A 23,639-nucleotide genomic window follows, 5' to 3' on the forward strand; every position below is an offset into this window, starting at 1 on the left:
TCCATTCAAGCGAAAGGCCACGGGCAGCTTGGTGTCCGTGGCCTCCGACCGAACTGGTAGGCGCGCTCAGTCATGGATTCATGAGAACGTTGGTGACCTGGCTGTTGTCGTTCGGGTCCGTCTCGATCGAGACATTGGCACCGACCCTCACTTCCGGCGGGATCGCGACATCATCAGGAATTGTGTAACTCGTCCCATCTTCAAGCGTGATGACGCGCGCTTCCTTGTTGTATTCCTTCACCACGCCGTCGGCGGCGAAAGCGGGAAACAGGACGAAGCTTGCCGCAGCCAAGGCGAGAACGATTCTTTTCATGAGTGTCCTCCTCTGACATCCAGGACAAGGCAAAATGCTTGCTCGGAATTTCTCCTGCGCAGGTAAACTACTAGCGCTGAGATAGGTTCCGGCTCTCGTTGCCAATTTATGCTGGGCTAGTGTTCTGCGCCTGGTGCCGAAAGACACGGACTGTGCCGCCTGACCGGTATGGATATCTGTCAGTGGCCGTATTTGATGGAAATGGCGCTACCTTTAACCGCAGTCGGTCTTCAGGGCCTGATAGTGGACGGTCAACTGGTGGCGGTGGCCGCGGGAATTCAGCGTGTAGGCATGGGGAACCGGTTCGGCGACGCATGCGCCCAGCGCGCGGGCAAATCGTAACATCTCGTCGGCGCGGTTGTTGCCACCCGTCCAGATCATGACTGGCTTGTTCAGGGGGAACGATTTTGCCGCAGGCATGACCGGGTTGAGAACGCGGACCTGGGGAGCGTACAGCCTGAGGTTGGCCAGGACGGCGTAGTCGTTGATCAAAAACTCCGACGCGCCGGTCGTTTCGGCGACCACCTTCATCAACTCGCCGTAGTCATAGCCCTTGCGCGTGTCAGTCCAGCTCTCGATCCATTGTCCCGCTGTGGCCAACACGGCCAGTGTAATCGCCAGAAACTTGAAATGGCGATCTGTGCGCGGCTCGGCGTCGCAAACGACGCCGCACAGGATCTGTAGGGCAGGTATCGCAAGCGGCAGCATCCAGCGGACGTTGACGTTCGTGGTGCCCGAGACCAGCACGAGAACGAGCCCGAAAGCGATTGCCCACGTCGTCCAGAGGACGAAGACCCGCTTGGTACCGTGCGGGTCCGGGTAGGCTATGGTCCAGCCGCGATGCAGCCCTGCCATCAGCGCAGGGATCGCCAAAATCGAGGCGCAGGCGATAACAAATGACAACAGCCCCTGCGCACGTGCTGCGATGCCGTTGCCAGGGGCGGCAATGGCGAATTTGTGCGTCAGGGCCAGGACGTGATTGGCGTTGTCGAGCGCCCACAGGGCATGGGGCGTCACCAGTCCTGCGGCTATCACCGGTATCGCGACCGCCTTCCAGGACCGGAACACACCGCCTTTGCGCAAGGCAATCAGGTCGGCCACAACGAGTGCCAGGACAAACAGCACGGCATTGTATTTGGTCAGCAGCATCAGACCGAAGATCAGGCCAAGGGCGACATAGCCTGCCGTGCTTCGCACTGCTTGGACCCTGAGGTAGCAAAGTGCGAAAGCCGCAGTGAGTGCGAGCAGGAGGACCGAGTGCGAGTAGTTGCGCTGCACCTCCCAGCCAATCTCGATCACCAGGAACGGGGAGGCAGCGATGGTGCTTGCGGTGGCCGCCTTGAACCCCAGCCGAAGCGCAATCCGCCACATCAGGACGAACAGGGCAAACAGCAGCGAGAACTTCAGCAGGTTTTCTGAAAACTGGTTGACCCCGAATAGCTGCTGGATGCCGATCAGCAGCCAGGTGTAGAGGGGCGGCTGCGACCGGCCATATCCCCATTCGAGGTTCTGGGTGTAGAGCAGTTGCTCGGCGCCGTCGTAGCTGGTTCCGGTGCGGATGGAACTGAGCACGGCGACCTGCAGCAGGCACAAAAGGCCAAGAAAAGAGAGCATCCGGTTCTTGCGAGCCAGATTGGACAGCCTCTGTACGGTCGACGTGCTTCTCATGGAGATTGCCGATCTGACCTGAAGGCGGAGGTGATCTGTAAGTCGGCGCGAGTGGTGCCCGGTTTGCCGCCTCTGTCAGACCCTCAATGTAAAATTTTACGGACTGTGCATTCCATCCACCTGTGGTTGCCAATCTATCGGGTAGACGCCTCGCTGCAAAGGGGCGTGGCTCAAGCCTTGTGTGCGGTCAGCCGCAGCCACCGCCGTCGGCGATTGCTCTGGAGCATTGCTCGGTCCGGATCCTGCACATTTGAATTTCGTGGTGAGGGCATGGCAGCGCCTGATCCTGCCAGTCAGGATGTTATCCGCTTCAGCCGCGAGGCCGAGCTGAAGTTGCGCATCGTGTTTGCCGCGAATCGATTCGGGTATGCTGGCCGAGCGCTGATCATCACGGGCCCGCCGCCGGCAAAGGAGCTCGTTGTCGGTAGCGTGGTGAAATGCGGAGCGTTCAGCAGGCGCGCAAATTTACGCTACCCATTACGGACCCCTTGCGGTGACCAGAGTGTGACAAGCAGCGAAATCAATGGGTCTTTTTGGGGAAGGCTGGAAGCCGATTTTCTCAAGGTTTCCAGGGAGTTCGGATGGTGGGCGTGACAGGGATTGAACCTGTGACCCCTGCAATGTCAATGCAGTGCTCTCCCGCTGAGCTACACGCCCATCCGATGGGGCGGATACACCATTTTTGATCCGGCGCGTCAATAGTGCGTTTGGCGGAAAATGCGCCGGATCAACATTTCCCCTGCTGACGCAGGGAGAGCCTCAGGCCGCGTGCAGCATCTTTTCGACCTCGTTGACGAGATCGCGCAGGTGGAATGGCTTCGACAGCACCTTTGCGTCGCGCGGTGCCTTCGAATCAGGGTTGAGCGCCACCGCCGCGAAGCCGGTGATGAACATCACCTTGAGGTCGGGATCGATCTCGGTGGCGCGGCGCGCCAGCTCGATTCCGTCCATCTCCGGCATGACGATGTCGGTCAGAAGCAGCGAAAAGGGTTCCTCGCGCAGCCGCTCGTAAGCGCTGGCGCCATTGTCGAAGTCGCTGACCTGGTAGCCGGCGCGTTCCAGCGCCTTGACCAGGAAGCGACGCATATCGTCGTCGTCTTCTGCCAGAAGAATGCGTGCCATCAGTATCCCGTCCGAATTAGCGGTCGAAGCCGCCCCCCAGCGGGGCTTCGTTAACCATCTTCTATATGAGTCCCCGACGGTAAACATCAAGTGAATGCCGTGTCAGGAGACTGACGCATGGGCAGAGCGTCCACCCGGGCGTTTGCCGCGAAATGCTGGACAGCGCCGGTCGCAGGTGGCACCTTTGGGCGATGAAAGAGCGTATTTCGCAGGTCCATCACGCCAGATGACGCCAGCAGAAGATTTCTCGGTACTGCCGCCGTTCGAGATCAGGACGTGTGCCGAGCAGCGCGTGCCGTTCGTGTTCAATTCGCCGCATAGCGGGCGCTGTTATCCCGAGCGGTTCCTGGCGATGACCAAGCTCGACGCCATGGCGATCCGACGATCCGAGGATTGCTATGTCGACGAACTGTTCGGCGCTGCGGTGGCGCTTGGCGCACCGATGCTGACTGCGCATTTCCCGCGTGCCTATCTCGACGTCAACCGCGAGCCATGGGAACTCGATCCTCGCATGTTTGCGGAACCGGTGCCGCCATTCGCCAACATCCGCTCGGCGCGCGTCGCCGGCGGTCTCGGCACCGTTCCCAAGCTGGTCGGCGAGGGGCTCGACATCTATGCGGGCCGGCTGCCACTGGCGGAAGCCATTGGCCGTATCGAATGCGTCTACAAGCCCTATCACGAGACTCTGAAGCGGCTGGTCACGCGCACCCACGCGCGATTCGGCTATGCCGTGCTTGTTGATTGCCATTCGATGCCGGCGTCCATCCGTATCGGCGATAGCGGCATGCGGCCTGATTTCATTGTCGGTGACCGCTTCGGCACCTCGGCGTCGGCAGCACTTTCGGAACGGGCGATTGGGCTGCTGTCGGCGATGGGCTATGCCGTGGCGCACAATAAGCCCTATGCTGGCGGCTTCATCACCGAACATTACGGCCGGCCGGCGCGCAATCTCCACGCGCTGCAGATCGAGATCAATCGCGGGCTCTACATGGACGAGAAGACGTTGCGCAAATCGGCCGGATTCTATGCGCTTGCCGATGATCTGGCTCGGTTTTCCGCCGATCTGATGGCGGCGCCCGACCACCACTTCGTCGACCTGCCGCTGGCGGCGGAATAGGCGCCGCGAACTCGGCTATGAGGTAAAAAAAAGACCGCCCCGGAGAGCGGTCGGAGTCTAGGGAGGAAACGCCCAAAGTGGGCATGGACAAGAAAACCTGTCCAATCGCGAATTTATTGTGCACCGCACAAGAGTCAAGGCGCTTCGGGCTCCTTTAGTGCCAGGCGACGTGGCTATTGCAGCTAACACGCAGGTTGTGGCATCCACGTCACAGCTAGCGCGGCGGACGCCCGGATAAATTGGGGTTGCTGCTCTATCTCTTTGTTTTTGCCACATTTGTGCAACGCCAGGCGTGCGCATCTGGCTGCAAGATGCTCTAGACGGGGTGAATGATGATCGACGCCGAGTTCATGCGAAAAATCGCAAGTGCCGCAGCTGCCGAGACGCTGCCGCGGTTCCGCCGGCAGGGAGCGGTAGCAAACAAGGTGGCAGGGGGCTTCGACCCGGTGACGGAGGCCGACCAGGAGGCCGAGCGCGCCATCCGCGCCCTGATCAATGCTCAGTTCCCCGAGCACGGCATCCTTGGCGAGGAGCATGGCAGCGAAAACACCTCCAGCAGCCATGTCTGGGTCATCGACCCGATCGACGGCACGCGCGCCTTCATCTCCGGCCTGCCCGTCTGGGGCACGCTGGTCGGGCTGACGGTCGAGGGCAACGCGGTTGCCGGGCTGATGTCGCAGCCTTTCACCGGCGAGCTGTTCTATGCCGACGGCAACGGTTCGCATTACGAGGGGCCGGGCGGTCCGCGCCGGCTCGAGGTGCGCAAGACCACAGCACTTTCCGAAGCGACCATGTTCACAACCACGCCGGCGCTGTTCAAGGGCGAGGCGCGTAAGCGCTACGACCAGTTGGAAACCCAGGTGCAACTGGCGCGCTACGGCACCGATTGCTACGCCTTCGCCATGGTGGCCGCGGGCCAGGTCGACATCGTCGTCGACCCGGGCCTCAAGCCCTATGACATCGTGGCGCTGATACCGATCATCGAGCAGGCCGGCGGCATCGTAACCACCTTTGATGGCGGTCCGGCGGAGAATGGCGGCGACATCATCGCGGCGGCAACGCCGGAACTGCACGCCGCGGCGATGGCGGTTCTCAGGGGCTGATCCGCTCATTTCGCAAGCAGGCTGGCTGTTTGGCGCCTTTGCGTGCCAAACGGCGGCGCTACTCGACGGGCGCCAGCGTTCCGGGCACAAAGGCCTCGAACGCCGCCAGCACCTGCTCCCGATAGATGTCGGCCTCCTGCAGGAGTTCGTGGCGGGCGCCGTCGATCGTAAGCAACGAGGCAGCCCGGGTGCGGGCGACAAAATCCTCGACATCGCGCGTTGATACCACCTCGTCGGCGCCGGCGGTGACGATCAGCATCGGCACCTTGAGTGCGGCGATGAAGGCCGGGTCGCGGACTTTTTCAGATGCCTTCGCCGCCGCGCGCAGCCAGGCAACGGTCGGTCCGCCGACCGACAGTTCTGGAAAGGTCTCGTAGATCAGCGTGTTGCGGCGGTGGCGGCGCTCGTCGCTGGTCAGCTTGTTGAGCGCAAAGGGGGTGCCCTCGCGTGGGCGCGGCCCCCAGGCGGCGTAGAGCCGGCCAAGCCCCATCCAGCATAGCGCCGTGCCGATGCGCTTGATCCATTTCATCGACAAAGGCGCGCCGGCGACCGACAGGAACGGCGTTAACAGCACCATGCGCTGGACGCGATTGACCATCGACGGGGCGGAAAGCATGGCGATCAGCGCGCCGCTCGAATGGGCGAGCATGAAGAACGGGCCGCGACAATCGGGTAGCACGATGTGCTGGAAGAACTCCTCGAGGTCGCGAACATAGTGGTCGAAGCTTTTGACGTAGCCGCGATGACCGTCGCGCAGCAGGCGCTGCGATGCGCCCTGGCCGCGCCAGTCGAAGGTGGCGACGGCATAGCCGCGCGCGCCGAGGTCGCTGATCGTCTCGAAGTATTTTTCGATACATTCATTGCGGCCGGGCAGCAGGACGACGGTCCCTTTGAACGGTCGCGATTTCGCGCGGAACAAGGCGTAGCGCAGGCGCTTGCCGTCATGCGCGGCAAAGTTGCCGCCCGTGGCGCCTTCCGGAACCGGATTGTCGGGGATTTCGTGGAAAAGGTCCGTCATCGGGCGCTTCGGTGAACTCGCTGCCGGTGGATCTGGCTTCACCTCAGGGTGATAGAAAGCGCGGCCGCGAAAATCAAAGGAATTCCGTTTGATGGCACGGACGAATGAAGCCGGAGGCAGCTTGCGGGATGCCTCCGGCCTCTGTCGTTCCGGGAGGAAGGGACGTTACACCCGGCTCGGCCTCGATAAGCGGCGCCGTGTGGCGCTGCCTGTTCTTGAACTTGAGGCCATTTCTACAGCGCGCCACCTGAACGGTGGCCGAAGGGGCGGTTCATTTTCGGTTCATCGAGGAGGCGAAAAGAAGCCGCTTCGAGCTCCCTTGAAATGGCTGTGGCGGGCACCCAAATGTCTGATGCGGCGCCCGATTTAGGGGCCGCTGACCACCGCCGACACGCCAGAATGGGTTTCGGCACAGGTCAAACGCAAACCTTGTTGCTCAACGGAGAACACACATGCGTCACGTCGATTTTTCCCCGCTCTATCGCTCGACCGTCGGTTTCGACCGCCTCTTCGGCATGCTCGATTCGCTTGGCCAGCCCGATGGCGCCCAGACCTATCCGCCCTACAACATCGAGCGCACTGGCGAGGATGCCTACCGCATCAGCATGGCGGTTGCCGGCTTCTCGGAAAGCGAGATTTCGATCGAGGCCCACCGCAACGTGCTGACGGTGAAGGGCGACCGCGCCAATGAAGGCACTGGCGAAGGTTCGGAGCTGCTTTATCGCGGCATCGCCTCGCGCGCCTTCGAGCGCCGATTCCAACTCGCCGATCACGTCGAGGTTGTCGGTGCCGTGCTCAAGAACGGCCTGCTGCACATCGACCTCAAGCGCAACATCCCTGAGGAGATGAAGCCGCGCAGGATCGAAATCACGGCTGCGCCGGCCAAAGCCAAGCAGATCGAGGCCAATACGGTCAACTAACCGGAACGCTCCTCCCAAGGAGAAAAGGCGGCGCCCTCGGGTGCCGCCTTTTTGTCTTAGGAAGAGATATTTAACTGCATGATGAAGCAGTCGTAATTTTCAATATCGATATTGGGCCCCGTCATTTGCTCTAACCCCGACAAGTGTCCTCGGCCGATAGGATAGGCGTCCACCATTGGGGCATCGGCAGGCTCCCCGTATAGAGCTCTCAATTGAGGTAGGTCGATGTTTGCAAGCCTTACTTGCTGTACGAATTTATCGTTCTGGCGATCATAGTACTCGATGTACCACGCGGTCCTCATTGAGCCTTTTCACCGTTGAGTGAGAAGATCGCCGAATCGGCCGATTTCTTCGGCGGTCGTGGCGAAGGAGGTAACGAAGCGGTAGAGCGCCTCGTTGTCCCCGACCTGTCCGGCAAGGGATGCGGGCACGTTCCATTCGTAGAAGACGGCACCTGATGCCTGGGCCTTCTCCGCTATCTTCTTGTCGATGATCGCGAACACCTCGTTGGCCTCGGGCTGCCAGCCGAGTCGCGCGACGGGCGCGCTGTCAATTGTTGCGGCCAGCCTGGCCGACATTGCGTTGGCGTGGCGGGCCGTCTCCAGCCACAGGCCGCCGTCGAAATAGGCATCGAACTGGGCCGAGATGAAGCGCGACTTGGAGAACAGTTGGGCCGAGCGCTTGCGCAGGAAATGCATCTCCTTGGCGCGGTCGAGATCGAACATGACCACAGCCTCGGCACACCAGCAGCCGTTCTTGGTGCCGCCGAAGGAGACGATGTCGACGCCGCGCTTCCAGGTCATTTCCGCAGGCGTAACGTCGAGCGCTACCAGCGCATTGGCAAAACGCGCGCCGTCCATGTGCAGCGGCAGCGAATGGTGCCTGGCGACGGCCGAGATCGCCGAGATTTCATCGAGGCTGTAGATCGTGCCGACCTCGGTCGACTGGGTCATCGATATCGCCGCCGGGCGCCCGCCATGGACATTTTCCGAAGCGAAGCGGCCGACGGCGCGCTTGAGATTACCGAGATCCATGCGGCCGAGCGGGCCGTCGACGGGATAGAGCCGCGACCCTTGGGCGAAATATTCGGGCGCGCCGCATTCGTCCTCTATGATGTGGGCCTCGCGGTGGCCGAAGGAGATGCCGCCGGGCTTGGCGTAGGCGGCGAGCGAAAGCGAGTTGGCCGCAGTGCCCGTCGCCACGAAGAACACCGCCACCTCGCGCTCGAAGATTTCGCCGAACCGTTCATAGACGGCGCGGTCGAGGTCACCGTCGCCATAGCCGCGGCTGAAGCCCGGTGCGTTTGCCGAAAGCCGTTCGGCGATCGCGGGATGCGCGCCAGCCCAATTGTCAGATGCGAAGAACATTCCGTCCGTCCGTAATGTGGCAGGGGATGTCGAGCTAGAGCGGATTTGGCCGGCGGCATCAAGGCCGCGCTCCGAAAAATCGATTGAAACAGCCAAAACCGGATTTTTACCGGTTGTTCAAAAATTACGCAGGACCATCGCCTGTTGTAATTTTCTGTCTTTCGCAGTGCAAAAAGTTGGTGAATCGGTCTTGTGCGATTTCTGGAATTCTGTCATTAGAAATTTAGGACAGTACTGCTGTCTTATTTATCTGCCCAAGGCGGACCCGATTGGCGTATGATGACATTACGTCCGGCTCCCGCTGCGAGCTAGGGTCACAGGGCGAACCGGAGCGCATCCGGTCCTGTCTGTCCTGTCCCGACTGGCGGTTCGGTGCCGGCCAAAGGCACTGCGCCGCAAGCATATCGAAGTCATATCTGAGAGTGAGCGGACCGGCATGTTGCCGTCCCAATGAGAACTGCCCTGGATCGGGCCGGAATGGAGAGAGAGACGATGACGGAGTTGACGCCATCTGTGACGACGGATTTTGTGCCGGCCGCGCAGACGAAAGCGGCCAACTATAAAAACGGTCATCTCCGAACCACCACCGGCTATGCAGCGCATGGCCTCTACGATCCGCGCAACGAGCATGATGGCTGCGGCGTCGGCTTCATCGCCCAGATGAAGGGCGTGAAGTCTCACCAGATCGTCAAGGACGGGCTGTTCATGCTCGAGAACCTGACGCATCGCGGCGCGGTGGGAGCCGACCCGCTGGTCGGCGACGGCGCCGGCGTGCTGGTGCAGATCCCCGACCGTTTCTTTCGCGAGGAGATGGCCAAGCAGGGCATCGAACTGCCGAAGGCCGGCGACTACGGCGTCGGCCACTGGTTCATGCCGCAGGATGCAGCACTGCGCGAGCACATCAACGACATCATCCGCGAGTCGGCGCAGTCGGAAGGTTTGCCGCTGATCGGCTTCCGCGACGTTCCGGTCGACAACGCCTCGCTTTCGAAGGCCCCGGAAATCGTCGCCGCCGAGCCGTACCACCTTCAGGTGTTCATCGGCCGCACCCCCGACATCGACGACGACGAGGAATACGAGGCGCGCCTCTACCTGCTGCGCAAGGTGATTTCCGGCCGCATCTATGCCGAGAACGACAACAAGGACGTCGGTGCCTATTGCGTGTCGCTGTCGGCGCGCACCATCGTTTACAAGGGCATGTTCCTGGCCAACCAGGTCGGCGCCTACTACAAGGACCTCAACGATCCGCGCTTCGAGACGGCGCTGATCCTGGTCCATCAGCGCTTTTCGACCAACACCTTCCCGTCGTGGAAGCTTGCTCACCCGTACCGCATGGTCGCGCATAACGGCGAGATCAACACGGTGCGCGGCAACAACAACTGGATGGCGGCGCGCCAGGCTTCGGTCGACAGCGAGTTGTTCGGCAACAACATCTCCAAGCTGTGGCCGATCTCCTATGAGGGGCAGTCGGACACCGCCTGCTTCGACAACGCGCTCGAGTTCCTGTTCCAGGGCGGCTACAAGCTGGCGCATGCCATGATGATGCTGATCCCGGAAGCCTGGGCCGGCAACAAGTCGATGGATGCCGACCGCAAGGCGTTCTACGAGTACCATGCGGCACTGATGGAGCCGTGGGACGGCCCGGCAGCGGTGGCCTTCACCGACGGCCGCCAGATCGGTGCCACGCTCGACCGCAACGGTCTGCGCCCGGCCCGCTACATCGTCACCGACGACGACCGCGTGATCCTCGCCTCCGAGGCCGGCGTGCTGCCGGTCGAGGAAAAGCACATCGTCAAGAAGTGGCGTCTGCAGCCCGGTAAGATGCTGCTGATCGACCTGGTCAAGGGCCGCATCATCTCCGACGAGGAGATCAAGTCCGAGATCGCCACAAAGCACCCTTACAAGAAGTGGCTGGCCAACACCCAGCTGATCCTCGAGGAGCTCAAGCCGGTCGAGCCGCGCGAGCTGCGCAAGGATGTCTCGCTGCTCGATCGCCAGCAGGCCTTCGGCTATACCCAGGAAGACACCAAGCTTCTGATGTCGCCGATGGCGACGACCGGCCAGGAAGCGGTCGGATCGATGGGCACCGACACGCCGATCGCGGCGATGTCGGACAAGCCGAAGCTGCTCTACAACTATTTCAAGCAGAACTTCGCCCAGGTCACCAACCCGCCGATCGACCCGATCCGCGAGGAGCTGGTGATGAGCCTGGTGTCGTTCATCGGGCCGCGTCCGAACATCTTCGACCTCGTCGGCTCGTCGCGGCGCAAGCGGCTCGAGGTGCGCCAGCCGATCCTGACCAATGCCGATCTCGAAAAGATCCGCTCCATCGGCCACACCGAGGACCGCTTCGACACCAAGACCATCGACATCACCTATGCGGCCGCAGAAGGTGCCGCCGGCATGCCGGCGGCCATCGAGCGGCTGTGCGAGCGTGCGGAAGCTGCGGTTGCCGGTGGCTACAACATTATCATCCTGTCCGACCGCCAGATCGGCCCTGATCGTATCGACATCCCGACGCTTCTGGCGACGGCTGCGGTGCATCACCACCTGATCCGCAAGGGCCTGCGCACCTCTGTCGGCCTGGTTGTCGAATCGGGCGAGCCGCGAGAAGTGCACCACTTCTGCTGCCTCGCCGGCTACGGCGCCGAGGCGATCAATCCCTATCTCGCCTTCGACACGCTGATCGACATGCACAAGCGCGGCGAGTTTCCGCCGGAGGTCGATGCTTCCGAGCTCGTCGGCCGCTACATCAAGTCGATCGGCAAGGGCATCCTCAAGGTCATGTCCAAGATGGGCATCTCGACCTACCAGTCCTATTGCGGCGCGCAGATCTTCGACGCGATCGGCCTGAAGTCGGACTTCGTGGACAAGTACTTCACCGGCACCGCGACCAACATCGAGGGCGTCGGGCTGGAGGAGATCGCGGCGGAGACCGTCAACCGCCACGCGGATGCCTTCGGCACCGATCCGGTGCTGCGCAATGCGCTCGAAGTGGGTGGCGAGTACATGTACCGCATGCGTGGCGAAGCCCACATGTGGACCCCCGATGCGGTCGCATCGCTGCAGCACGCGGTGCGCCAGGGCTCGTGGTCGACCTTCAAGGAGTTCTCTGCACAGATCGACAGCGAGACGGCGCGGGCCCAGCAGATCCGCGGCCTGTTCCACATCAAGACGGCGGAAGAGTGCGGCCGCAAGCCGGTTTCCATCGACGAGGTGATGCCGGCCGCCGAGATCGTCAAGCGATTCTCGACCGGGGCGATGTCTTTCGGCTCGATCAGCCGCGAGGCGCACACCACGCTGGCGCGAGCCATGAACGCCATCGGCGGCAAGTCGAACACGGGCGAGGGCGGCGAGGAGCCGGATCGCTACCTGCCGCTGCCCGACGGTTCGACGAACCCCGAGCGCTCGGCGATCAAGCAGGTGGCCTCCGGTCGTTTCGGTGTGACGACGGAATATCTCGTCAACTCCGACATGATGCAGATCAAGGTGGCCCAGGGTGCCAAGCCCGGCGAGGGCGGCCAGTTGCCCGGCCACAAGGTCGACGCGACCATCGCCAAGACCCGCCACTCGACGCAAGGCGTGGGCCTGATCTCGCCGCCGCCGCATCACGACATCTATTCGATCGAGGATCTGGCGCAGCTGATCTACGACCTGAAGAACGTCAACCCGGCGGCCGACGTTTCGGTCAAGCTGGTGTCGGAAGTGGGCGTCGGCACGGTTGCGGCGGGCGTCGCCAAGGCGCGCGCCGACCACATCACGATCTCTGGCTATGACGGCGGCACGGGCGCTTCGCCGCTCACCTCGCTCAAGCATGCCGGCAGCCCGTGGGAGATGGGCCTGGCCGAGACCCACCAGACCCTGGTGCTGAACGGCCTGCGCAGCCGCGTCGCACTCCAGGTCGACGGTGGCCTGCGCACCGGACGGGACGTCATCATCGGCGCGCTTCTGGGCGCCGACGAGTTCGGCTTCTCGACCGCGCCGCTGATTGCCGCCGGCTGCATCATGATGCGCAAGTGCCATCTCAACACCTGCCCGGTTGGCGTCGCCACCCAGGACCCGGTGCTGCGCAAGCGCTTCAAGGGCACGCCCGAGCACGTCATCAACTATTTCTTCTATGTCGCAGAAGAGGTGCGCGAGCTTCTCGCCCAGATGGGCTACACCCATCTCGACCAGATCATCGGCGATGCCGATCTTCTGGAGAAGCGTGCACTCATCAGCCACTGGAAGGCGCGCGGGCTCGATTTCTCCAAGGTGTTCTACAAGCCGGACGCGCCGCGCGAGGCGCTTCACTGGACCGAGCGCCAGAAGCACCCGATCGACGACGTGCTCGACCGCAAGCTGATCGCCGAGGCCAAGCCCGCGCTCGACGCGCGCCAGCCCGTGAAGATCGAAGCCACGATCCGCAACGTCGACCGTTCGACTGGGGCCATGCTGTCGGGCGAAGTTGCCAAGCGCTTCAAGCACAAGGGCCTGCGCGAGGACACCATTTCGGTCAAGCTGACCGGAACGGCCGGTCAGTCCTTCGGTGCGTTCCTGACGCGCGGCGTCTCGTTCGAGCTCGTCGGCGACGGCAACGACTATGTCGGCAAGGGCCTGTCGGGCGGCCGCATCGTCATCCGCCCGCCGGAGGACACCAAGATTGTCGCCGAGGAGTCGATCATCGTCGGCAATACCGTGCTCTACGGTGCCATCGAGGGCGAGTGCTATTTCCGCGGCGTGGCGGGCGAGCGTTTCGCCGTCCGCAATTCGGGCGCGGTTACCGTCGTCGAGGGCGTCGGCGACCATGGCTGCGAGTACATGACCGGCGGCGTCGTTGTCGTCATAGGCAAGACGGGCCGCAACTTCGCGGCCGGCATGTCGGGTGGTGTTGCCTATGTGCTCGACGAGGAAGGTGATTTCGCCGAGCGCTGCAATATGGCGATGGTCGAGCTCGAGCCGGTTCCCGAAGAGGACGATATGCTCGAGAAGCTGCACCATCACGGCGGCGACATTGCCCACAAGGGCCGCGTCGACGTGTCCGGCGACATGACCCGTCACGACGAGGAGCGCCTGGTGCAGCTTATCTCGAACCACATGCACTACACCGGTTCGACCCGCGCCAAGCAGATCCTCGACGACTGGGCGAGCTTCCGACCCAAATTCCGCAAGGTCATGCCGGTGGAGTACCGCCGCGCGCTGATCGAGATGGAGCGCATGAGGATGAACGTCGCGGCGGAGTGACCGCGACCGTCCTTTCGGCGCGGCGCCCGAGCGGGTGCTGCGCCATCGCATGCTTCATTTGAAGTGGTGGAATTCTACGCCCGCGCCGAAACGCCGGGCATGACTGACGAGAGTTACGATGGGCAAGGTTACAGGTTTTCTCGAAATCGACAGGCAGGTGCACAAGTACCAGCCGGCTTCCGACCGCATCCGGCATTTCCGCGAGTTCACGCTGCCGATGTCCGACAAGGAGGTCGAAAAGCAGGCCGCACGCTGCATGGATTGCGGCATTCCGTTCTGTCATGGCCCGACGGGCTGCCCGGTGCACAACCAGATCCCGGACTGGAACGACCTCGTCTACAATGGCGACTGGGACAACGCGATCCGCAACCTGCATTCGACCAACAATTTCCCTGAATTCACCGGCCGCATCTGCCCCGCGCCTTGCGAGGAAGCCTGCACGCTGAACCTCGAGGACATTCCGGTCGCGATCAAGACGGTCGAGCAGGCAATCGCTGACAAGGCCTATGAGACCGGCTACATCCGTCCCTATCCGCCGGAGCAGAAGACCGGCAAGAAGGTCGCCATCATCGGTTCGGGCCCGGCCGGCATGGCCGCCGCACAGCAGCTCGGCCGTGCGGGCCACGACGTCCATGTCTATGAGCGCGAGAGCCGTCCCGGCGGCCTGTTGCGCTTTGGCATTCCCGACTTCAAGATGGAGAAGCACTATATCGACCGCCGCGTCGAGCAGATGGCGGGCGAGGGCGTGACCTTCCACTGCGGCGTCAATGTCGGCGTCGACAAGCCTGTCGCCGAGCTCCTGGCCGAGCATGACGCGGTGCTCTACTGCGGCGGCTCCGAGACGCCGCGTCCCGCCGGCATTCCGGGTGACGACCTTGAGGGCGTGCATGATGCAATGCCTTATCTGGTCCAGCAGAACAAGCGTATCGGCGGTGAGGACATCCAGTCGGTCGCCTGGCCGTCCGAGCCGATCCTCGCCAGCGGCCTGCATGTCGTGGTCGTCGGCGGCGGCGACACCGCTTCCGACTGCGTCGGCACGGCGTTCCGCCAGGGCGCGGTCCGCGTCACCCAGCTCGACATCCGTCCGCAGCCGCCGGAAAAGGAAAACAAGCTCGCGGTGTGGCCCTATTGGGCGACCAAGATGCGCACCTCCTCGTCGCAGGCCGAAGGCGCGCAACGCGAATTCCAGGTGGCGACCCTCGAGTTTATCGGTGAAGACGGCCAGCTGACCGGCGTGAAGTGCTGCGAGGTCGACGAGAAGCGCAAGCCGATCCCCGGCACCGACTTCGTCATCCGGGCTGATCTCGCCTTCATCGCCATCGGATTTGCCGGCCCGATATCAGGCGGCGTGGTCAAGGAACTCGAGGGCAAGCTCGACATCGCAACCGACGCCCGCCGCTCGACCAATGTCTCGGCGAACGACCTCGACTACAAGACCAACATCGACAAGCTCTATGTCGCCGGCGATATCCGCCGCGGCCAGTCGCTGGTGGTCTGGGCGATCCGCGAAGGCCGTCAGGCCGCGCGCGCCATCGACGAGGCGCTGATGGGTTCGAGCGTCCTGCCGCGCTGACGGATTGCGGGTGCGTCCTTCGAGGCTCGCCCGCAGACGTCATCCACAGCCCTGAAATGATTGTGAGGGCTCGCACCTCAGGATGAGCACTGTTGGCGCCAACGGTACTCATCCTGAGGTGCGAGCCCTCGCTGCTATCTGAGGCAATGATCCTGAGCTTCGCGGGCGAGCCTCGAAGGACGCACCCGCAACCCGAGTACCTTACCGCTTGACCGCCGAAGTCGTCTCGGTTCCTGGTGCAGCCGGGAGCGGCTTGGGCGGCCAGGAAAAATCGTCAGCGCGGCCGCGCGGCGCCTTCGGCGCGACCCCTTGCACGACCAGCTTCTCGCCAGGGGAAGTCGGTTCGCCCTTGGGGGCGGCCTGCGCGCCCAGTAATTCGCTGCCGCCGTCGAGTTCGGGGTCGGAGAGCGACACCGGCACGGTGCGGTCGATGTTGACGGGTGCCTTCGGCGCGCCGGGAACCGCCTGTGGCAGGTTGGCCGGCAGTGCGATTTCGCTGCCGCCGGGGACAATGCCCAAGATCTTGTCTAGCGGCTTTTCGGCGTAGAAGGCGAGCTTGCGCTTGCCCGCACGGGTGACGTTGATGCCGTCGTCGGCGCGCAGGCGCACGGGCTGGCCGTTGATGTCGGGGCCGCTGGTGACGAAGGCACCGTTCTCGTCGACGAAGCCGTCCCATACATCGACGAACTCGCGGCCTGCCGCTTCGGTAACGGCGCGGTAGACGTCGTTGAAGGCAAGCATGTCAGTGTTCATCTTGGACGACTTGAAGGCCGGCATGCCGACCCAGACGAACGGCACCTTGGTCTCGGCAATCGCCTTGGCCAGCCTCTCGCTGCGGGCCGTGTATTCCTTCATCCAGCCTGCACTCAACGGCGGCTCACTATTGTTGCCGACGCGCATCTGCTGGCGGTCGTTGGAGCCCATCATGACCACGACCGCAGCCGGCTTTTGCTGTTCGATCAGTGCCTTGGCCTGCTCGGGCCAGTTGTGGAAATCCTCACGCACGAGGCCGGAAGAGCCGCTGGTCTTGTCGACGATGCGGATCTTGGCGTTCTCGGCAAAAACGGTGGAAAGCCCCTCGGCGATGCCCGCGCCGAGGAAGTCGCCGATGACCAGCACGACACGCGCGTCGGCTGCCTTTTCGATCACTGGCACGGCCGGCTGGGCCGGCACGGCCGGCTTCCTCACCGTACGCACGTGCGGCCCCGCACCCGCATCGACCGCAGGCTTCGGCTTGCGCTGGGGCTTGCGGAGTTTCCGCGGCGGTGCCTGGGGCACGACATAATAGTAGGGATCGACGCGCGGTTCGCGGCGCGGCATGAACAGGTCGCGCAGCGACCAGCGGCGGAAAATGCCTTCCTGGGCGAGGGCGGGGGTTGGCGCGGAAACCGAAATGGCGGTCAGGCCGACCGCCACCGCGACCAGTGGCATCGTCAGGCGTAGCAGCGAAAATCTCGGACGACGCGACGATGCCAAGGACAACCTCCGATTGCTAATCCCGCCTCAGCCATTTGAGCACTTCCATGCTCGGATGGCCGTCCTGCGTCAAGCCCAGGCGTGCCTGGAAAGTCTTGATCGCCAGGCGCGAGCCTTCGCCGATCTTGCCGTCAGCCTTGCCGTCGTAATAGCCATGGGCCGACAGCCGCTTCTGCAGTTCCTGCTTTTCCTCGAAGCTGAGCTTGGTGAAAGGCCGCTTCCAGTCCTGCACCAATCCACCATAGCCGGCAATTTCGTCGGCAAGAAGACCGACCGCCAGGGCATATTTGTCAGCGTTGTTGTAGCGTTTGATGACCTGGAAGTTCTTGGTCATCAGGAAGGCGGGGCCGCCCCGTCCGTCGGGGGCCTTGAGTTCGGCGACGTCCGAACCGCGCTTGAAGGCCTTGCCATTGGCACGTTCGACGCCGAGTGCTGCCCATTTTTCGAGTGTCAGCGATCCAGCAGGGAATTTGCGGCCCTCTGGCAGCACGACCTCGTAGCCCCAGGTCTTGCCCGTCTGCCAGCCGTTCTTCTTCAGCAGATTGGCAGCGGTGGCGAGCGCGTCGGGAACCGAATTCCAGATATCGCGGCGTCCGTTGCCGTCTGCATCGACCGCGTAGGCCTGGTAGCTGGTCGGGATGAACTGGGTGTGGCCCATCGCTCCTGCCCACGAGCCCATCAGGTGGCTCTCGTCGATGTCGCCGCGCTGCAGGATCTTGAGTGCGGCGATCAACTGGGTGCGGGCAAATTTGGCGCGGCGCTCGTCGCCATAGGCAAGCGTTGCCAGCGAGCGCACGACATTGCGCATCACCTTGTCGTTCTTGAGGATTTCGCCGTAGTTCGATTCCATCGACCAGATGGCAAGCAGCACATAGCGGTCGACACCGTAGGTCGCTTCGATACGGTCGAGCCAGGGCTTCCACTTGCGCGCCATCTCGCGCCCGACCGCGATCGACTGGTCATGAACGCGGTTGTCGAAATAGTCCCAGACTGGTGCTGTGAATTCAGGCTGGTAGCGGGCTTTCTCCAAAACTTCCGGGTCGGCCGAAGTCACGCCGCGGAAAGCGCGATCATAGGTCGATCCGGAGATGCCGTTGTCGGCGGCGACAGCGCGGAAGCTCGCCACCCAGCGCTGGAATCCGGGCTCTGCTGCGGCCGGGCCTGCTGGCAACATCAGCGCGAACGACAGTCCGGCAATCGCGACGAAGCCTGCCAGGCCTTTGGCGGTTTTGCGAAGGGGCATTCTTTCCTCCAAGGAGAGATCAGAAAGTCGATTCATCGCCGAACCAGGTTATCAATCGGTTTACCATGGACCCCCGAGGGAACGAAAAGCCGATCTTGGGATTGTGCCTGACTTGGCGGAGCAATCAAGATCGCGTGATCCATCATCTTGCACGACGACGGCGAATGTGTGAACGCATTCAATATTCTTCAATGCCGGTGTGGCAGAACCCGCGCCGACAGTCACAAACCATCGTCGGACGACCACCCAATGAAACGAGTTCGCAAGGCAGTATTTCCCGTTGCAGGCCTGGGCACACGCTTCCTGCCGGCCACGAAGTCGATTCCGAAGGAAATGCTGACGGTGGTTGACCGGCCGGTCATCCAGTATGTGGTCGACGAGGCCCGCGAGGCGGGCATCGAGCATTTCATCTTCGTCACCGGTCGCAACAAGGCGGTCATCGAAGACCATTTCGACGTCCAGTTCGAACTCTACGATACGCTGGCACAGCGCGGTAAAAGCGAGCAGCTCGAACGCCTGCAGAAGTTGCAGCCGGCGCCGGGCCAGACCTCGTTCACCCGCCAGCAGGTGCCGCTCGGCCTTGGCCATGCGGTGTGGTGCGCGCGCGAACTGGTAGGCGACGAGCCCTTCGCGCTGCTTCTGCCCGACATGATCATGCAGTCGGAAAAGAGCTGCATGCGTGAAATGGTCGAGCTTTACGCCGAGACCGGCAACAACATCGTCGCCGTGCAGGAGTGCGATCCGGCCGAGGCGCACAAATATGGCATCGTCGGCAAGGGCAGGGCGGTTCACACCGGCTTCGAGATCGAAGGCATGGTGGAGAAGCCGAAGCCCGGCACCGCGCCGTCGAACTTGTATATCAATGGCCGCTACATCCTGCAGCCGGAGATTTTCGACCTACTGGCCAAGCAGGAGCGCGGCGCGGGCGACGAGATCCAGCTCACCGACGCGATGCTGAAGCTCGAGAAGACCCAGCACTTCTACGGCTACCACTATCGCGGCCGGACCTTCGACTGCGGCTCGCCGGAAGGCTTCGTCGAGGCAAATGTCGCTTTCGCGCTGTCGCGCACCGATCTCAATGCGCATATGGCAGACGTGATCGAAGGCCTGTTGCGCGAGACGAAGGCCCGCCGCTAACCGATTGCCATGTCGCCCGCGCGCCGGTTTTGGACGCGCGGGGGGTGGCATCGTGCCCTGCCGGCCTCTAAAGACGGTCCGCTAGGTGCCCGCAGCAATGCGGGAGAATCGGGAACACGGTGAAAATCCGTGGCGTGCCCAACGCTGTATGAGGGACCGCATCGGCAAGTGCCACTGTTCGCAGGAGCGGGAAGGTGCTGTTGCGGGTTGAACTCGAGCCAGAAGACCGGCCTGGCAGAAATGGTCCACCGCATGGTCAGGCGGGCGGACGCCGTTTCTATCGCAAGGGGACACGCGATGCCGGCCACCAACAATCATGCAAGCCGTGGGTCATTCGACGCTGCGGCCCAGGACGCCGTCTACCGGGCAATCTTCACACGCCGCGACGTGCGCAGCCATTTCCTGCCCGATCCGCTCGACGACGAAGTGCTGGCGCGGCTGCTGCTTGCCGCCCATCACGCGCCTTCGGTCGGCTTCATGCAGCCATGGAATTTCATCGTCATCCGCGATCTGGCGCGTCGGCAACAGGTCCGCGACCTGTTCTTTGACGCTCGCCGGCAGGAGGTCGAGCATATCGGCGCGGATCGACAGGCGCTCTATCGCAAGCTCAAGCTCGAAGGCATCTGCGAAAGCCCGCTCAACCTTGTTGTCACCTGCGACCGCAGCCGCTCGGAAAACTCGCCGCTCGGTCGCTGGCACAACCCGGAGATGGACCTCTACAGCACCGTCTGTGCGGTGCAGAATTTCTGGCTGGCGGCGCGTGCCGAAGGCGTCGGCGTTGGCTGGGTCAGCATCATCGACCGGGAGGCGCTGAAGCAATTGCTCGCCATTCCCGATCACGCCGTACCGGTCGCCTATCTCTGCGTCGGGCGCGTATCCGAGTTCGCGCCAAAGCCTGATCTCGAGCGGCACGGCTGGGGTAGCAGGCTGCCGCTGGCAGATCTCATCATGAGCGAGGTCTTTGCCGGGGTGGGGGAGGAGCCTCTCAAGCGCATCGCCGCCGGCATGGCGCCATCAGCGGTTTAGCGCTGCACATTCACGCCGAGGAAGATGCTGTTGGTCGTGCTGTCGCGGCCGGGCAGCGTGCTGTTCATCGTTTCGTGGCGCAGCCGGCCGGTAAGCCCTGCATAGCGGCTGAGCCACCAGGTCAGGCCGGCTTCGGCGGTCAGGCCCAATTCGTGGTCGCCGGTGCCGGGATAATCACGCCAGCCTAGGCCCACCGTCGCCAGGCCGGTCAGGTCGGCGCGCATCTGGCGCTCGACGCCGAGGCGGCCGGCATAGAGCACCGAGCCGCTTTCGCCTGGTGTCGTCGAACCCTCGACACCAGTGGTGCCATTGAGGCGGACGATGGTGCCGCGCAGGGGTGACCATCTGAGGTCGGCGGCAACGGTCGCCGCGGAGACGGTGTTCAGGCGGTCGTCGTCGAAATTCTCCGACATCCAGCCGGCAGAAAGCTCGCCGCCGAATTTCTCCCCCATGTCGAGCTCGACGCCGGCGCGGACGCCCACCACGTTCGAAGAGCGTTCGAACCCGGCGGTGTCGAACGTCTGGTCGTAGATGCGGCGGCCATATTCGACCTCGCCAAATGGTGTTATGGCCGGCGACAGCTCGTAGCCCAAGCGGAACGTCCCGGCATAGAGCGTGGAGTTGCGGTCCTTCTGCGACAGCGTGGCGCCGCCGGGCAGGTCGGCGTTGCCGTAAATCTCGCTGGTGGCTTCGCCGGCCAGGCCGAGGCGAAGATTGCCGATATCTTTTTCCAGCCCCAGTGCGGCGTCGATGGTCTGCAGTGTCGCGCGCTCGGCCGGGCCGGCGATGACGACGGGCGAAGTCGCCGATTCCGGGCTGACAGTGTAGGCGAGCCCGCCGGTGGCACGGAGATCGTCGGCAAACTCCAGCTCCAGGGCGCCGTCGATGCCGCCGGCTAGATCCTTCACCTCCTGGCCGGACAGCGTTCTGCGGAAGCCGCCATAGGCATTGATGGTCGCCGAATGGGTCTCCCAGTCGGACGCCGCATTCAGCCGCACAGTGGTTTCCGACAGCACGGCTGACTGACCGTTGGCGCTCGAATTGGCGTTGGAGGTCGCGACGATGCCCTGTTCCAGGCCCGACCTGAGCACGAAGCTGCCCAGGCGGATGCCGACGGCCTCGAACGGGTTTTCGTCAGGCTGTCGCTGGCGCGCCTCGATGGCGCCTTGGCGCACCGATTCCGGACCCTGCCCGCCCTGAAGCTCGGAATCGACCGGGCCCTGGCGAACGACGGCGGTCATGATGTCGTCCGTTTCGACCGGGTTGGCTGGCCGCGCGGCCGCTGCCCCGGGCGGCGACATCAGCCGCAGGCGCGCCTCTTCCGCACGCTGGCGTGCGGTTGTCGCCGGGCGAATCGGTGCGGCTGGTGTGTCAAAATTGCTCTCCGCGCCCGGCGGTTCGCTGAACAGGGTGCTCGAATTTCCTGGCTGGTCGGGAACTGCGCCAGCGCTCACTGGCTGGTAGGTCGCCGGCGGATTTTGGCTGCCCGCTTCTGCCGCTTCGGCCTCCGCAGCGCGCCTTTCCCGCAACATTTGTCCGAGCAGCAGATGGCTCACCGCGCTTTCGGTGACCGTACCGCGCAGGCCGGCTTCCTGGGCGTGCAAAAATGCGGCACAGGACAGTGTCGCCGCGCTTGCCGTTGCCAGCAACACGCAGATTCGCGCACCTCTCCAGTGTCCATTTCGCTTCGGCCAGACCCGCGCCATCGTCACCACTGCTTCGCCGGCGCTTGGGCGCCGCACTTACCAACTGGTAAATGGCCGTGGTTAACGGAGCGTTTCCGGCACCGGCCGGGGCCCGATGCCGGGTCGATAATGATGGACAGAAATCGTCCGAAACGCTAACGCATGCGCCATGCACGCTGGATCTCTGAAAAAAGAGCCGGACCGGCAGGCGTCGATCGCCTCCGCGCTCCGCACCGTCACCACCGAGCAGGTCGGGGTCGCCGCCCTCGTGGCCGCGCTCGAAGGCCCATTGGCCGATCCCTTCGCCGAAGCGGTATCGATTCTCGCCCAGATCAAGGGGCGCGCCATCATTACCGGCGTCGGCAAGAGCGGCCATATCGGCAAGAAGGTGGCAGCCACCCTCGCGTCGACAGGAACGCCGTCCTATTTCGTCCATCCGGCCGAAGCCATCCATGGCGACCTCGGCATGATCACCAGCGACGACGCCATCGTCGCCATCTCATGGTCTGGCGAGACGGCCGAGCTCAAGGGCATCGTCGGTTATTCGCGCCGCTTCTCGATCCCGCTGATCGCCATCACATCTGGCGAGACCTCGGCGCTGGCGCGCCAGTCGGATGCTGTCCTGTTGCTGCCGCGCACGCCTGAGGCTTGCCCGCACGGGCTCGCGCCAACCACCTCGACCCTGCTGCAGCTGGTCATGGGTGACGCGTTGGCAGTGGCGCTGCTCGAGGCGCGCGGCTTCACCGCCGATCACTTCCGCACCTTCCACCCCGGCGGCCAGCTCGGCGCAAGCCTGATGCCGATCGGCGAACTGATGCACAGCGGCGACAAGATGCCGGTGGTCGCCATCGGCACCAAGATGCCCGAGGCGGTCCGGACGCTGGCGCAGAAGCGCTTCGGCTGCGTCTGCGTGGTCGATGCCGAGGGCAAGCTCGCCGGCATCGTCACCGACGGTGACCTGTCGCGCAATCTCCACCGCAACCTGGCCGAGACCAGTGTCGAGGAGATCATGACGACGCAGCCCAGGACCGTGCCGCGCCAGATGCTGGCGGGGGCGGCGATCGCCATCCTTAACGAGCACAATATCGGCGCGCTGATCGTGGTCGAGGGCGACCGCCCGGTCGGCCTCGTGCACTTCCACGACCTTCTCAGGATTGGCGCGGCCTGATCAGACGGGTTCCACCACCAGCTCCAGATCGGCAGCATCGGCGCCGGTGACGCGAACCCGCGTGCCCGCTGGCAGGTCGGGCCCGGTGACCCGCCATGTCGTGTCGCCGAGCTTGATGCGGCCACGGCCTTCTCGGATCGGCTCGGTCAGCGTCGCCGTGCGCCCGATCATCTGGGCGCCGCGCCGGTTGAGCAGCGGTTGATCGGAATCATCGCCATTGTTGCGGACGATCCGCTTGCCGACATAGGCGGAGGCGAGCGCCAGCACGAGGAAAACGAGAACCTGGACCTGCCAGGTCCACGGCGCCCAGTCCCAGAGCTGGAGCGACAGCGTCCCCGTCAGCAGGGCGGCGATGCCGATCCACAACATGAAGACGCCGGGCGCAAAAATCTCCAGGATCAGCAGGACGAAGCCCAGCAGCATCCAGTTCCACGGCCCGAGTTCGGCGACGATGCCCGCGATCATGTGCGCGTCCTTGGT

18 protein-coding genes, 1 tRNA gene and 1 riboswitch are annotated in these 23,639 nt (G+C 63.4%); of the genes, 9 read left to right on the forward strand and 10 right to left on the reverse strand.

What is annotated here, in order from left to right; all coding sequences use genetic code 11:
- Positions 1-70: 70 nt before the first annotated feature.
- Both ABSY17_RS07685 and ABSY17_RS07690 read right to left on the reverse strand, forming a co-directional pair.
- Positions 71-313 (reverse strand): hypothetical protein, encoded by a 243-nt coding sequence (locus tag ABSY17_RS07685; RefSeq protein WP_378948781.1) that lies wholly within the window; start codon positions 311-313, stop codon positions 71-73.
- Positions 314-526: 213 nt separating this feature from the next.
- Positions 527-1,981, reverse strand: coding sequence for a glycosyltransferase family 39 protein (locus tag ABSY17_RS07690; RefSeq protein WP_378948783.1), 1,455 nt, complete (start codon positions 1,979-1,981; stop codon positions 527-529).
- Positions 1,982-2,251: 270 nt separating this feature from the next.
- Between ABSY17_RS07690 and ABSY17_RS07695 the strand changes: the two genes are divergently transcribed.
- On the forward strand, positions 2,252-2,575 hold the full coding sequence (locus tag ABSY17_RS07695) for a hypothetical protein (RefSeq protein WP_378948786.1): 324 nt from the start codon (positions 2,252-2,254) through the stop codon (positions 2,573-2,575).
- On the opposite strand, the gene ABSY17_RS07700 is transcribed toward ABSY17_RS07695, so the two are convergent.
- Positions 2,564-2,638, reverse strand: a tRNA-Val gene (locus ABSY17_RS07700). The two genes, ABSY17_RS07695 and ABSY17_RS07700, sit on opposite strands and share 12 nt — an antisense overlap.
- 102 nt (positions 2,639-2,740) lie before the next feature.
- Entirely contained in the window at positions 2,741-3,103 is a 363-nt protein-coding gene (gene cpdR / locus ABSY17_RS07705) for a cell cycle two-component system response regulator CpdR (protein WP_018429348.1), read from the reverse strand.
- 226 nt (positions 3,104-3,329) lie between these two features.
- On the opposite strand from cpdR, the gene ABSY17_RS07710 reads away from it, so the two are divergent.
- Together ABSY17_RS07710 and hisN are read left to right on the forward strand one after the other, a co-directional pair.
- Entirely contained in the window at positions 3,330-4,220 is an 891-nt protein-coding gene (locus ABSY17_RS07710; protein ID WP_378948789.1) for an N-formylglutamate amidohydrolase, read from the forward strand.
- 329 nt (positions 4,221-4,549) lie between these two features.
- The gene (hisN, locus tag ABSY17_RS07715; protein ID WP_378948791.1) at positions 4,550-5,323 is read left to right on the forward strand and encodes a histidinol-phosphatase; all 774 of its coding nucleotides are present in this window, start codon (positions 4,550-4,552) and stop codon (positions 5,321-5,323) included.
- A 58-nt stretch (positions 5,324-5,381) separates the two neighbouring features.
- Here the strand turns inward: hisN and ABSY17_RS07720 are convergent, their stop codons facing one another.
- The gene (locus tag ABSY17_RS07720) at positions 5,382-6,341 is read right to left on the reverse strand and encodes an alpha/beta fold hydrolase (RefSeq protein WP_378948794.1); all 960 of its coding nucleotides are present in this window, start codon (positions 6,339-6,341) and stop codon (positions 5,382-5,384) included.
- Between the two features lie 452 nt (positions 6,342-6,793).
- On the opposite strand from ABSY17_RS07720, the gene ABSY17_RS07725 reads away from it, so the two are divergent.
- Positions 6,794-7,261, forward strand: coding sequence for an Hsp20 family protein (locus ABSY17_RS07725; protein WP_378948797.1), 468 nt, complete (start codon positions 6,794-6,796; stop codon positions 7,259-7,261).
- 311 nt (positions 7,262-7,572) lie between these two features.
- Here ABSY17_RS07725 and ABSY17_RS07730 read toward each other — a convergent pair whose 3' ends face one another.
- A complete protein-coding gene (locus ABSY17_RS07730) occupies positions 7,573-8,628 on the reverse strand; it encodes a threonine aldolase family protein (protein WP_378948800.1) in 1,056 nt (351 codons plus the stop codon).
- Positions 8,629-9,120: 492 nt separating this feature from the next.
- On the opposite strand from ABSY17_RS07730, the gene gltB reads away from it, so the two are divergent.
- On the forward strand, positions 9,121-13,851 hold the full coding sequence (gene gltB, locus ABSY17_RS07735; protein ID WP_378948803.1) for a glutamate synthase large subunit: 4,731 nt from the start codon (positions 9,121-9,123) through the stop codon (positions 13,849-13,851).
- A gap of 118 nt (positions 13,852-13,969) precedes the next feature.
- Positions 13,970-15,424: a glutamate synthase subunit beta gene (locus ABSY17_RS07740; protein ID WP_378948806.1), complete on the forward strand. Its 1,455-nt coding sequence runs from the start codon at positions 13,970-13,972 to the stop codon at positions 15,422-15,424.
- A 201-nt stretch (positions 15,425-15,625) separates the two neighbouring features.
- Here ABSY17_RS07740 and ABSY17_RS07745 read toward each other — a convergent pair whose 3' ends face one another.
- The gene (locus tag ABSY17_RS07745; protein ID WP_378948808.1) at positions 15,626-16,900 is read right to left on the reverse strand and encodes a DUF459 domain-containing protein; all 1,275 of its coding nucleotides are present in this window, start codon (positions 16,898-16,900) and stop codon (positions 15,626-15,628) included.
- Positions 16,901-16,916: 16 nt separating this feature from the next.
- Positions 16,917-18,143 (reverse strand): lytic murein transglycosylase, encoded by a 1,227-nt coding sequence (locus ABSY17_RS07750; protein WP_378948811.1) that lies wholly within the window; start codon positions 18,141-18,143, stop codon positions 16,917-16,919.
- Positions 18,144-18,392: 249 nt separating this feature from the next.
- Between ABSY17_RS07750 and galU the strand changes: the two genes are divergently transcribed.
- Complete coding sequence (gene galU / locus ABSY17_RS07755; protein ID WP_378948814.1) at positions 18,393-19,280, forward strand: UTP--glucose-1-phosphate uridylyltransferase GalU; 888 nt, start codon at positions 18,393-18,395, stop codon at positions 19,278-19,280.
- Positions 19,281-19,346: 66 nt separating this feature from the next.
- Positions 19,347-19,530, forward strand: a riboswitch (cobalamin riboswitch).
- A 47-nt stretch (positions 19,531-19,577) separates the two neighbouring features.
- Complete coding sequence (gene bluB / locus ABSY17_RS07760) at positions 19,578-20,306, forward strand: 5,6-dimethylbenzimidazole synthase (RefSeq protein ID WP_378948817.1); 729 nt, start codon at positions 19,578-19,580, stop codon at positions 20,304-20,306.
- Here the strand turns inward: bluB and ABSY17_RS07765 are convergent.
- Complete coding sequence (locus ABSY17_RS07765; protein WP_378948820.1) at positions 20,303-21,958, reverse strand: outer membrane beta-barrel protein; 1,656 nt, start codon at positions 21,956-21,958, stop codon at positions 20,303-20,305. The two genes, bluB and ABSY17_RS07765, sit on opposite strands and share 4 nt — an antisense overlap.
- A 202-nt stretch (positions 21,959-22,160) precedes the next feature.
- Here ABSY17_RS07765 and ABSY17_RS07770 point away from each other — a divergent pair, with 202 nt between their 5' ends.
- A complete protein-coding gene (locus tag ABSY17_RS07770) occupies positions 22,161-23,159 on the forward strand; it encodes an SIS domain-containing protein (RefSeq protein ID WP_378948823.1) in 999 nt (332 codons plus the stop codon).
- On the opposite strand, the gene ABSY17_RS07775 is transcribed toward ABSY17_RS07770, so the two are convergent.
- The gene (locus ABSY17_RS07775; protein ID WP_378948826.1) at positions 23,160-23,624 is read right to left on the reverse strand and encodes an NfeD family protein; all 465 of its coding nucleotides are present in this window, start codon (positions 23,622-23,624) and stop codon (positions 23,160-23,162) included.
- Between the last annotated feature and the right edge of the window lie 15 nt (positions 23,625-23,639).

This window comes from Mesorhizobium sp. ANAO-SY3R2, assembly GCF_042466635.1.
In the GTDB taxonomy this organism is placed as follows: domain Bacteria; phylum Pseudomonadota; class Alphaproteobacteria; order Rhizobiales; family Rhizobiaceae; genus Aminobacter.